General features: G+C 67.8%; 8 protein-coding genes and 1 pseudogene. 1 reads left to right on the top strand and 8 read right to left on the bottom strand.

Annotated elements, in window-relative coordinates; translation table 11 throughout:
- The 8 genes and pseudogenes from ALLO2_RS19960 to ALLO2_RS19925 all read right to left on the bottom strand — a co-directional run.
- Positions 1–382, bottom strand: a 382-nt coding sequence (locus ALLO2_RS19960) for a beta-ketoacyl synthase N-terminal-like domain-containing protein (protein ID WP_304413245.1), incomplete at its 3' end; no start/stop codon positions are given.
- An 86-nt stretch (positions 383–468) separates the two neighbouring features.
- On the bottom strand, positions 469–1155 hold the full coding sequence (locus tag ALLO2_RS19955; protein ID WP_011436913.1) for a 3-oxoacid CoA-transferase subunit B: 687 nt from the start codon (positions 1153–1155) through the stop codon (positions 469–471).
- A gap of 1 nt (position 1156) precedes the next feature.
- Complete coding sequence (locus tag ALLO2_RS19950; RefSeq protein WP_011436914.1) at positions 1157–1948, bottom strand: CoA transferase subunit A; 792 nt, start codon at positions 1946–1948, stop codon at positions 1157–1159.
- 1 nt (position 1949) lies between these two features.
- Complete coding sequence (locus tag ALLO2_RS19945) at positions 1950–2762, bottom strand: hypothetical protein (RefSeq protein WP_011436915.1); 813 nt, start codon at positions 2760–2762, stop codon at positions 1950–1952.
- Positions 2763–2813: 51 nt separating this feature from the next.
- Positions 2814–5138: pseudogene (locus tag ALLO2_RS19940) on the bottom strand (hydantoinase B/oxoprolinase family protein).
- A gap of 35 nt (positions 5139–5173) precedes the next feature.
- A complete protein-coding gene (locus ALLO2_RS19935; RefSeq protein WP_035734131.1) occupies positions 5174–7300 on the bottom strand; it encodes a hydantoinase/oxoprolinase family protein in 2127 nt (708 codons plus the stop codon).
- A gap of 22 nt (positions 7301–7322) precedes the next feature.
- Positions 7323–7751, bottom strand: a complete 429-nt coding sequence (locus ALLO2_RS19930; RefSeq protein WP_023841948.1) for an acetone carboxylase subunit gamma — start codon at positions 7749–7751, stop codon at positions 7323–7325.
- Between the two features lie 52 nt (positions 7752–7803).
- Positions 7804–9717 (bottom strand): hydantoinase/oxoprolinase family protein, encoded by a 1914-nt coding sequence (locus tag ALLO2_RS19925; protein ID WP_011436919.1) that lies wholly within the window; start codon positions 9715–9717, stop codon positions 7804–7806.
- A gap of 182 nt (positions 9718–9899) precedes the next feature.
- On the opposite strand from ALLO2_RS19925, the gene ALLO2_RS19920 reads away from it, so the two are divergent.
- Positions 9900–11747 (top strand): sigma-54-dependent Fis family transcriptional regulator, encoded by a 1848-nt coding sequence (locus tag ALLO2_RS19920; RefSeq protein WP_011436920.1) that lies wholly within the window; start codon positions 9900–9902, stop codon positions 11745–11747.
- Positions 11748–11771 lie beyond the last annotated feature (24 nt).

The raw sequence follows: 11771 nt of genomic DNA, 5'->3' as shown, positions 1-11771 counted from the left end.
CCTCGGCCGACGCGTGGGTCATCTTCTCCGCCCCGACCACCAGCACCCGGCGCGCCTGCCCGGACCGAATCGCCCGCACCCCGCACAGCAACGCCGCCGACCCGCTCGCACACGCGTTCTCCACCCGGGTCGCCGGGGTGAACAGCAGATCGTCATCGGCCTCCAGCACCAGCGAGGAAGGAAACGCCAACGGCTGCAACCCCGCGTTATAGGTACCGAGAACAATCTCGTCGATCTCCCGCGGGCGCAGACCCGCCGACGCGATCGCCTCCCGCGCGGCGGCAACGATCAGCGACTCCAGAGTCTCCTCGGGCAGACGGCCAAACGGGGTATGACCCCAGCCCACGATCTCCACGTCGTGGTCCACATCCAGTCCCTTCAACGCTCAGACACCCTTCACTGCTGAGACACCCCGGCAGGTCACTGCCAAGACACCCCGGCAGGTCACTGCCAAGACACCCCGGCAGGTCACTGCCAAGACACCCCGGCAGGTCCGCCCGCCACGCCGGCACCAGGCTTCGTGCCCACCTGAGCCAGCCGTACCGGTGTCACCTTCCGCACGTCGTCGGCGGTGACGCCCGGCGCCGTCTCCACCAGCACCAGACCATCGGAGGTCACGTCGATGACGGCGAGGTCGGTGATGATGCGCTGCACGACACCTGTGCCGGTCAGCGGGAGCGTGTTCGCGGGCAGGATCTTCGGCGATCCGTCCTTGGCGCAGTGCTCCATCAGAACGATCACGCGGCGGGCGCCGTGGACCAGGTCCATCGCGCCCCCCATGCCCTTGACCAGCTTGCCGGGCACCACCCAGTTCGACAGGTCCCCGCGCTCGCTGACCTGCATGGCGCCGAGGATCGCCGCATCGATCTTCCCCCCACGGATCATCCCGAAACTGGTGGCGGAGTCGAAGAAGCTTGCTCCCGTCGCGGTCGTCACCGTCTCCTTGCCGGCGTTGATGAGATCCGGGTCCTCCTCGCCGGCGACCGGGTAGGGACCCAGGCCGAGGATGCCGTTCTCACTCTGCAACACGATCTCCACGCCGTCGGGCACGTGGTTGGGAACCAGCGTCGGCAGACCGATGCCGAGGTTGACGTAGTCCCCGTCGTTGAGTTCCGCCGCCGCACGGGCGGCCATGTCGTCCCGGGACCAGGGCATCTCAGGCACCTCCTGCAGCGGTTGTGACGGCACGCAGGGTGAGCCGCTCGATCCCCTTGTCCGCGGCCTGGCCGGGCGTCAACGCCACCACCCGCTGCACGAAGACTCCGGGCAGGTGGATCTCGTCGGGATCCAGCGCACCCGGCTCGACGAGTTCCTCCACTTCCGCGATCGTCACCCTCCCGGCCATGGCGCAGAGCGGGTTGAAGTTGCGGGCGGCCCTGCGGAAAACCAGGTTGCCGTGCCGGTCACCACGCCGGGCCCGCACCAGGGCGAAGTCCGGCCGCAGCGCCGTCTCCCGCACGAAGACCTGCGGCACCCCGTCGACCTCGAAGACCTCGGTCGGCTTGGGCTGCGAGGCCAGCGCCACCTCGCCCGAGGCGTCGTACCTGATCGGCAGCCCGCCGTCGGCGACCTGCGTGCCGACGCCGGTGCGGGTGTAGAACGCCGCGATCCCGGCTCCACCGGCGCGCAGCCGCTCCGCCAGCGTCCCCTGCGGGTTGAACTCGATCTCGACCTTCCCGGAGAGGTACTGCCGTTCCAGTTCCTTGTTCTCCCCCACGTACGACGCCACCAGACGGCGGATCCGCCCGCCCTCCAGCAGCAGCGAGTTACCCACACCCGGGATCCCGCAGTTGTTGGAAATGACGGTCAGGTCCGAGGCCCCCTGTTCGGCGAGCGCGGCAAGGAGCACCGACGGGATGCCGCAGACCCCGAAACCACCACTCGCCACGCTGGCCCCGACCGGAATATCGGCGACCGCCTCCTGCGCCGACGCCACGACCTTGTCCACCTCACCCCTCCTTCAGCAGGGCCCGGCGCAGCAGAACCGTCTCGGGCGGCGCATCGGCCGGGATCGTGGTCAGCACAAGCCGGGCTCCGTCACGGGGCGCCTCGCCCTCGCCGTGCCAGAACGCGTCGGGAAGGACGACAGCCCGCGTGACATCGCCGGCCACGTCGACCGAGGAGGCGAATCGCACCGCCAGCGTCCAGTCGAAGTGCCCGGCCACATTGGTCAGCGAGGTATAGCCACCCGCCCGCTCCGGGAACTCCAGCGTGGCGGAGTCCCCGCGGCGGGCCCGGGCATCAAGGAGCAACAGTCCCAGCGGCGGCGACCCCAGGCGCCCCAGCCATTCGGCGAGGTACATGGAGGCGCTGTCGGCGTGGTCCTCGCTCACCTCGTCCAGCCCCGTGCCGGCCCGGTCATGTGCCCGCAGCAACCACCTCGCGGGCGACGGCACCGACAGCACGACCCGTCGCCGGGTCGAGTCCGCCAGCGTGCGCATGGTCAGGACCAACCGCTCGACGGCGGGCTCGTCACCGAGCAGGGTGCGTAACGCATAGCCCGTGCGGCTACGCTTCCCCAGCGCGCTCACCAGGTCAGGCGTCGCCGCGAGATACGCGTCGTAGAACGCCTCGGCATTGACGAACACCGCATCCGGATCCAGCAGGGCCTGGACCTGGGCGACGTGCCCGGTCAGGGCGGCGAGGTCACCCCAGGGGATCTCGCTGCCCTGCCGTAGCACTGCCGTCGCGTAGGCGTCGTGGTCGATCACCAGCGCCCGGCCGCCGGGCGCGGCAGCGAGCAGGGCAGTGAGAGAAGACATTCAGTGCTCCTTGAACCTCAGGGCTCCGTAAACCTCAGGCGAGACGGAACCTCAGGCGAGACGCTTGACGTCCTCGCCGTGCCTGTCCTCCAGCTCCCGCACGCGCGCCTCCAGCGCCGCGATCTTCAGCTCCCGGCGGTCCGGAATCACGATGATCGGCAGTTCCTTCAGCGGCGCCTTGACCCGCTGGGGACCGTCGATGGTGAACACCGTGGCGGTGAGGTCCTTGGTGTCGTCGCCCCAGGAGCCGTAGTAGAGGAGGTCCTTCGGCGGCTCCTCGGTGACGAAATCCTTGACGAACTCCGCGTAGGGCTTGCCGCGCGTCAGGCGCGTCTGGCGGACCCGCTCGCGGGCCTGCCTGGTGCCCTCGGCGTCGAGCCGGAAGGTGATCGGGTCATAGCGGACACCGAAGATCTCCTCGGCGACCTTCTGGCTGATCCGGCCGAGCTCGGCATCGCGCACCACCGACTCGGGCAGGCGCTCCAGCGGGTCGCCGTACCCACCACCGGCGCCCTGGGAGATCATGTAGAGCTCGCCGTCCTTGGCGCGGTCGTACTGCAGACCCATGTGATAGGTCGAGTACTTCCCGTCCGGGAACGGACGCTCGTTCATGACCTTCTCGATCGAGAGGTCGAACTTCTTGTTGTCCCGACGAATGTGCTCGTAGACATTCGTGCCCTTGACCATCGCCAGCGGGTAGGTGCCGCAGCCGTAGCCCCCGAACATGCCGTAGATGGACGAGAACTTCGCTCCGGAGGTCACCGTCATGAAGCCCCACTCCGGCGTGCCCTCGGCGGCCACGATCATCTCGTAGCCCATGCCGCCGGTGAACTTGCCGAAGCCCATGTTGTCGCGGACCAGGCGCTTGGCCACCAGCTGCATGAAGGGCACCTCCTCCTCCATGACCTCCTGCTCGGCCGTGTCGGCCATGGCGCAGAAGAGCGGCGAGACGGCGTCCTCACCGTCCCGGAAGGGCTTGGCTCCCCCGGGCATGCCGTTGAGGTCGGCACACAGGTTGCCGACCATGTCGCCGTGTTGGGTGACACCGCCCCACAGGAACGTGTTGATCTGGTTGAACCAGTTGGCCACGATGTTCGAGTACTTGTGCGGCGTGGAGAACGACATCTTTCCGTAGAGCGCCTGCATCATCGAGAAGCCTCGGAACGAGGCCTGCAGCGACTGTCCCATCGGGGCGTCGTAGGACGCGTCGGCCCAGGTGCCCTCGTCGGAGATGATCTCGATGCAGCTCATCGCCGCCGTGCAGCGCGGCAGGTCTGGCCACCAGAACGCCAGGATCGCCTACATCATCATCGACTTCACCGAGCACAGCGGAGAGTTGATCGCCCGGTTGATGATCTCCGGTCCGGTGCCACGCAGGTCGACGGTCATCTTGTCGCCCTTGACGTGGATCCTGCAGGCGATCTTGATGAGGATGTTCTCCTTCAGCGTCGAGTCCATGAACTGGTTGAAGGAGTACGTGCCGTCGGGAAGCTCGGAGATCCGGCGGCGGACCTCCGCGTCGACGTCCTCGACGGTGACCCGCAGGGCCGCCACGAACGTGTCGACGCCGACCTCGTCGATGACCTTGTCGATGCGCTCCATGATCTTGCGTACCGCGGTGATCTTCACCTTCAGGTCGGCCAGCTGCAGCTTGGGGTCGCGCACCGAGTGCTGGAGGAAGGTCAGCAGGTCCCGGCGCAGATGACCACGCTCGACGATCTTGAACGGGCTCATCCGGAGGCCGTCGTCGAACGGGGTCTCCGAGCCCGACGGCATGCCGCCCGGCTCGCAGGCGCCGTTCTCGCCTTCGTGGATGGTCGCCGCCACCCACGCGATGATCTCACCCCCACGTATGATCGGCATGATCATCGACTGGTCGGTGTTGTGGACGTTGCCGAACCGGGCGTCGTTGTGGATGAATCCGTCGCCCTCGTGGATACCGACGGTCGGCTCGTCCTTCCAGTACTTCATGATGTACCGGATCGGGTGGTGCAGGATCGCGGAGAACGCGATCACCCCGTGGCAGGAGAGGTAGGACACGTCCCCGGCCGCGGTGTAGATCGCGGTCGTCAGGTCACCCCACTTCGCCCCGGGCGCGGCACCCTGCGCCTCGCACATCTCGTAGCCCTCGTCGAGCGCACCGGCAATCCGCTTGCGGATCCGCTCGACCACCAGCCGGTCGACACCGGCGGCGATCGCCGTCTCCTCCCGCGACGTCCGTTCCTGGATGGAGTGGTCACGCATGATCACCGGGTCGGGACCGAGGAAGAGGGTGGTCTCGTCCATGAACTGGTCGACCCACTCCCGCTCCTGGGGCGTGAGGGTGTTCTGCTCGGCGGCCTGCTCCTGCGTGGCGCTGTCGTCCGTGACAGTCATCGTCTTCTCCCTGGTGCGCTCGACGGTGTACTCGATCAGTCCTGCAGGAACCAGACGGCGCCCTGCACCGTCGGCTCCAGACGCCAGCCCGGCTCGACGAGGTAGNTGGTGTTCTCGGTGGTGACGATCGCGGGGCCGGGGATCACCCGCTCGTGCGACAGCGCGGCCTGGTCGTAGACCGGCGTCTCGATCGAGTCGTCCTGGCCGATGAAGTAGACCTTGCGGTGCGACACCTCGGTCGGCACCGTGCGCTCGCCGCCGGCCTCCAGCGAGTCGAAGTTGACGACGTCGCCGTCGACGTAGGAGGCCACCCGCACGGTCCCCACCCGGATCCCGGCTTCGGGTGCCGCGCTGCTGGCGCCGAACCGGTGGCTGTAGACATCACCGAAGGTGCGGATCATGTGCAGTACGTCGCCCACACCGTTCATCCGGTTGATGTCGAGGGCGACGGCCTGGGTGAGCAGCTGGTTGCCGTAGCGCATGTCCAGTTCCAGGCGGTACTTCACGTCGTCGGCCGCGAAGCCCTGACGCACCAGGTCCTCCCGGCCCCGGGCCTCGAGTTCCTCGACGATCGCGTTGAACTCCTCGTACTTGTCGTACAGCGACCGGGAGGTGGCGTTGTACATCGTGATGTGCACGCCGCGCTCGTGGAAGTGCAGCTGCTTCATGTTGCCGGCGCCGCAGGCGGAGAACACCGACGAGAACGGCGGGGNCAGGATCTGCTTGATGCCGGCATGGCGAGCAATACCGCAGGCGTGCAGCGGACCGTTGCCGCCGTAGGCGAGCATCGTGAAGTCCTCCGGCAGGTAGCCGCGCACCCGCAGCTCCTTGCCGATGCCGATCGCCATCTGCTCGTCAACACCGTCCTTGATCGCGCGGGCGATGGCGAGAACGTCCATGTCGAGCTGGTCGCACAGGTTCTCTTCGACGGCGAACCGGGAGCGCTTCGGGTTGAGCTTGATGTAGCCGTTGGCGTAGTTGTCCGGGTCCAGATAGCCGAGCAACAGGTCGGCGTCGGTCACCGTCGGACGCAGTCCGCCGCGGTCGTAGCAGGCCGGGCCGGGGTTGGAGCCGGCCGACTCCGGGCCGATCTTGATGGAGTTGTGAATCCGGTCGTACGACGCGATGGAGCCGCCGCCGGCACCGAGCGTGTCGAGGTGCACCATCGGCACCGACACCAGCCAGCGGTCGATGGTCGGCAGGAAGTCGTAGTGCTTCACGCCGCCCTCGGGCACCAGGCCGATGTCGAAGGACGTGCCGCCCATGTCAGTGGAGATCACATGGCCCAGGCCCGTCTCGTTCGACAGGTGCTCCGCGGCGCCGACGCCGGCGATCGGACCGGAGTGGATGGTCTGCAGGGCGTCGGTGGAGTTCATCTGCGCCATGCCACNGGAGTTGTGGATGACCAGCATCGGCTTGCCGTAGCCGGCGTCGCGCAGGTTGTTCGAGAGCTGGCTGAGCGCGTGAAACATGATCTCGTGCAGGAAGCCGTCCACGATGGTGGAGGTCGCCCGCACGTATTCGCCCTTGCGACCGGAGACCTGGTGGCCCAGCAGCACCGGGATGGCACCCAGCTCGTGGGCCGGGAACTCGTCGAGGATGATCTCCTGGATCGCCAGCTCGTGCTCGGGGTTCTCGGTGGCGTTGACCAGCGAGACCACCAGGGCCTCGGCGCCGGCATCCACCAGCTCACGGACCACCGTGCGGACGTCCTCGGGATCGAGCCTCGCCACGATCGTGCCGGCCGAGTTGACGCGTTCCTTGACCGAGCGGATCAGGTAGCGCGGCACCAGCGGTTCGGGCCGTTCGGCTGCCGGGAGGTTCTGTTGCATCGAGTAGTCCAGGCCCTCGCCGTACCCCCGGCCGCGGGAGAGCGGGATGGTGTCCTCGAAGCCATGAGTGACGATCGCCCCCACCTTGGGTCCCTTGCGCTCGATGAGAGCGTTGGTGCCCAGGGTGGTGGCGTAGCGGACCGAGTCGACCTCGGTGAGCACGGTGCCGCGGTCCAGTCCGGCCCGGCTGCACGCCAGGTCGAGCGCCTCGTTGAAGCCCAGCGCCAGGTTGTGGTGCGTGGTCAGCGCCTTCGCCTCGACGTAGGTCTCGTCCCAGACGAAGAAGCAGTCGGTGAAGGTGCCGCCGATGTCGACGGAGATACGTTTCATTGTCTCGGTTCTCCCTGCGAGATCAGCGGATGTGGCCGGTCGCCTTGTGCATGGCGGTGTATTTCTGCGCGTCCTCGCCGGGCCCGTAGTTGTGGACCTGCTCGGGGTCGACGCCGCGTTCCTCCCACTGGGTGCGCAGCGCGGCGACGTCGATGACGAGATCGGCCGTCGGCGGGTGTCCCGGGGGCACGTATTCGGTCTCGATCTGGGTGGCGCAGCCGGGGCAGTAGAATTCCAGGATCCGGCAGTACGTCGGGTCCGGGGAAAAGGTGAACTCGTAGCGGTCGGGATTGATGATCGGCTGGTGGATCTCCCGTGGGTCGCGGTCGTAGACCAGGCAGCCGAGTTTGTAGTTCCCGTGGGCAGACCAGATGTCGCGGCCGCACACCCGGCAGACCCAGCGCTCGGTGTCGAGGTCGATGACCAGGTATTCGGTCATGGGGACCCGCATGATGACTTTCCTCTCGTAGCTGTCAGGGGACGCTCGGGGCCGTCAGGGGAGGTCAGTGGGTGTCGGTCAGCAGCAGGTCCCCCGAGGCGGTGACCCGGAACTGCCAGCCGGGCAGCACGCGGGCGGTGAAGAACGGGCCCTCGACGATCACCGGGCCCTCGCCACTTCCACCGGGCGGCATCTCGGCGAGCACGAACACCGGCACCTTGTCGACCTGGTCGGGCGCGGAACGGACCAGGCGGGTCTCATTGCTCGTCACCCGGATCGCGGGCACGTCGGTGTCGGGAGCAACGTCGGGGTGCGGCAGCGCGGCCGTCACCGACAGTTGCAGGGAGACCTGCTTCCCGGGGAAGTCCGCGGCGTCGCCGGACTGGTACGGCCTGGTCTCCACCGGCGACCCGTCGGTCTCCTCGATGGTGAGCAGTACCTCGGTGCGGCAGTCGTCGAGGTCGTAGCCCTCCTGGAAAATGTCGCGCCTGGCCCGGGCAAGCATCTCGTCGTACGTCGCCGCGGTGCTTGCCGTGGTCGGCTCCGGCACGCCGACCTCGTAGGTCTTGCCGATGTCGGAGAAGGCAATGCCGAACGCGGAGAAGACCGCCGCCATCCGCGGGATCAGCACCTTCTTCACCCCTGCCGGACGAGCGGCACCAACGGCGCTCATCGGGCCGGCGCCACCGAAGGCGATGAGGGTCGAGTTCTCCTCGATCAGGTGCGCGAAGGAGTGTGCCAGCGCCTCGAAGTAGGCCCGCTCCATCCGGATCAGCGACTCCTCCAGGCTGATGCCCAGCGGCTCGGCGATGGTCTCGGTGATGACCGCGGCCGAACGGTCGGCGTCGAGCCGGAAGGTGCCGTCGAGGTAGGTGCTGGCGTCGAGGACGCCGAGCAGCAGGTTGACGTCGGTGATCGTGGCTTCCTTGCCACCGAAGCCGAAGCAGGCGGGGCCGGGGGCCGCCCCCACACTGCGCGGCCCGACCATGATCTGCCCGTCCACCACCGAGATCACCGAGGACCCACCGACCCCGGTCGAGTGCACGTTGCTCATCGGGTAGGAGATCGGGACGCCCTCGATGGTGCCGCGCTCATCGGCCGCCGCCGCGCCGCCGCGGACGACCCCCACGTCGGTGGTGGTGCCGCCGATGTCCATCATCAGCGTGTGATCGAGGCCGTACGTGCGAGCCAGCGCCGCCGTACCTTCCAAGCCGCCGCGCGGCCCGGAGGAGTACGTCTTCAGCGCCACCGCCTTGGCCACCCGCGAGGAGGCTCCGTCGTTGCGGTAGACCAGCAGCGGGTTGAGCACCCTGTACGACTTCAGCCGCCGCTCCGCCCCGTACAGGAACCGCTCCATGGTCGGGTGCAGGAACGAGTTGAGCACGCACGACCACACCCGACGCGGGTGGTCCCGGTCGCCGGCGAGGGACCACGAGTACAGGAGCGGGATCGAGCCGAGCAGGTGCCGCGGGAACTTGCGCAGCAACACGCTGCGTAGGCGACGCTCCTGTTCCGGCGACTCACCAGCCACCACCACCCGGGCGGCGCCCAGGGTGGTGAGCTGGTTGATCCGCTGGACGACTTCGAAGTCGATCTCCTCATCGGTCGCGCCCATGTCGATGGTGAGCATCCGGTCGGCGATCAGGCCGTCGAAGAGGTCCTTCTCGGCTTCACCGCCGCGCATCCGCTCGAACAGGCCCGGCATCGTGGTGAGGATGCCGATCATCGGGCCCCGCCGCTCGACCAGGGCGTTGGTGCCCTGGGTGGTCGAGTATCGGATGTGCTGCGTAGCGTGCAGCAGCTTCTCCGTGTTGGCTTCGCCGTAGAGGGCGACCGAGGCCTTCTCGATCCCGTCGAAGAGGCACTCCGACAGGTCGTGCGGAGTAGTGAGGGACTTGGTGTAGGTGAACTGGTCGCCATCCCAGACGCAGATGTCGGTAAGCGTGCCACCGTTGTCGATGTTGATCAGGGTGTCCATGACGCTCCTCGGTTCGTGACTCCCTGGGTTCCATGCGCAGGCCCCGTTGTTGGGACAACCCTGCTGGTGTCCCACCGGGTGTCGGTGTCCCAAAATTGGACACTCACTGCTCTTGGATGTGGCGTGGCTCTCAGCCACGATGTTCTTCCACGGGGCCATCCAGGACCCCCGAGGAGGTGCACATGCCGGACACCGCGAACCGCCTCTTACGGGTGGCCGCAGCCCGGGCGGACTTCCTGGAGTGCGGCCGCGCGGGTGCCGTCGGTGTCCCCGACGTGCTCGCGGCATCATGGGAACGCAGCCAGGCGGCCGGCGTCGACAGCGCACGGCCGCACAGCGACTACATCGACGACATCGACACCGGGTCCCGGCTGGTGCGCTGCGCACGCCCGGTGCTCACTCAGCTCGGCAACGACACCGCGGACCTCCCGCTGGTCATCGCCCTGACCGACCACAGGGCCAGGCTGGTTCAGCGCATCGACTTGTCATCGACGGTCGGGCGGTTGCTCGACAGGGTCGAATTCGCGCCAGGGTTCAACTACTCCGAGTCGATGATGGGCACCAACGGTGTGGGCACCGTGATCGAGGCCGGTCAGCCGGTCAGCATCGTCGGGCCGGAGCACTTCACCGAGCCCCTGCAATGCTTCGCCTGCACCGGCGCCCCGGTCATCGATCCTCTCACCGGCCGGGTGGAGGGAGTGCTGGACATCTCCACGCTCACCCAGACCTGGAGCCCGCTGATGCACACCTTGGTGAAGAGCGCCGCCAAGGACATCAGCCGCAACCTGTTACTGGATCGCAGCCAGTCCCAGCAGGCCGTTTTCGAGACCTACCTGCGCGTCGAAGCCCGGGCGTCCCGACAGGCCGTCTTCGCCTTCGGTGACTCGGTCTTCATCGCCAACACCCCGGCCCAGGGCCTGTTCGACGCCAGCGAGCAGCTGACCCTGCGCGAGCACGCGACCTTCCTCATGAGCCGCCGCGACCGGGTGAGCGACACCCTGGTCCTGCCGGGGGGACGCATGGTCCATATCCGGGGCACCCGGATCCTGGCCGGCTCCGAGGTGGCCGGCATGGTGGTGATCGCCGACCTCGTCGCCACGGAGAAGGCCGGATCGCCGGGCGACTTCACCGAGCAGGTGCTGCCACAGATCGCGGTCGCGACCCTGCAGACCTCCCGCATCGCCGGCGACCTGTACCGGCCGCACGAGACCATTACCGGTGGTCGGTCACCGGCATGGGTACGCGCGTGCGACAAGCTGCGCGAAGCCCTCATAGCGAAGAAGCCGGCGATCGTGCTCGGTGAGACCGGCACCGGCAAGTTCACCCTGGTCGCCGAGATCTTCCACGCCTCACACCCGGGCGGCCGAAGCGTGTCGATGGACGCCTCCCAGCTGACCATCGAGAACTCCGAGACCGACATCGACTCACTGCTCGCGGGCAAGCCAGAGCCGACCCTCTACATCGTCCGCAATGTCGACCAGGCCAGCACCGAAGGGGTCGAACAGCTCGACGTGTTCTTCACTGCGATCGGCAGGCTCGACAACCCGACCTCATTCGTTGCGACCCTGTCGGACTCCTCACTGGACTCCGACCTGCCGTTCCACGCACTCCTCGGCCACTTCGAGGTAGCGATCACTGTGCCGCCGCTGCGATGCCGTACCGATGACCTCACCGCCATCACCTCGTCGGTCCTGCGCGACATGGCCCCCAACCGCAAGGTGCGGCTCAGCCCAGCCGCCGAGCGGATCATCGCGCGCTACTCCTGGCCACGCAACGTCTCCCAGCTGCGCGAGGCCCTCGAACACGCGCTGCGGCGGCGACCGGTCGGGGAGATCCAGGCCCAGGACCTGCCGGCCTACTGCCAGACCACCTCGCGGCACGTGCTCACCCCGCTGGAGGCAGCCGAGCGGGACACGATCGTCGCCGCTCTCCAGGAGACCGAGGGCAACCGAATGCTGGCGGCCACCAGGCTCGGGATGTCGCGGTCCGGCCTTTACCGCAAGCTGAAGGCCTACGGCATCACCGCCTGACGGGCATCACCGCCTGACGCGTCC

It is taken from the genome of Frankia sp. Allo2, assembly GCF_000733325.1.
GTDB classification, from domain to species: Bacteria; Actinomycetota; Actinomycetes; order Frankiales; family Frankiaceae; genus Frankia; species Frankia casuarinae.
This window is presented reverse-complemented; position numbering and strand designations above follow the sequence as displayed.

What these genes read in the sequence shown, in the direction of transcription:
- ALLO2_RS19955 (WP_011436913.1), bottom strand. Translation starts at nt 1,155, where the DNA reads ATGCCCTGGTCCCGGGACGACATGGCCGCCCGTGCGGCGGCGGAACTC.
- ALLO2_RS19945 (WP_011436915.1), bottom strand. Translation starts at nt 2,762, where the DNA reads ATGTCTTCTCTCACTGCCCTGCTCGCTGCCGCGCCCGGCGGCCGGGCG.
- ALLO2_RS19930 (WP_023841948.1), bottom strand. Translation starts at nt 7,751, where the DNA reads ATGCGGGTCCCCATGACCGAATACCTGGTCATCGACCTCGACACCGAG.
- ALLO2_RS19925 (WP_011436919.1), bottom strand. Translation starts at nt 9,717, where the DNA reads ATGGACACCCTGATCAACATCGACAACGGTGGCACGCTTACCGACATC.
- ALLO2_RS19920 (WP_011436920.1), top strand. Translation starts at nt 9,900, where the DNA reads ATGCCGGACACCGCGAACCGCCTCTTACGGGTGGCCGCAGCCCGGGCG.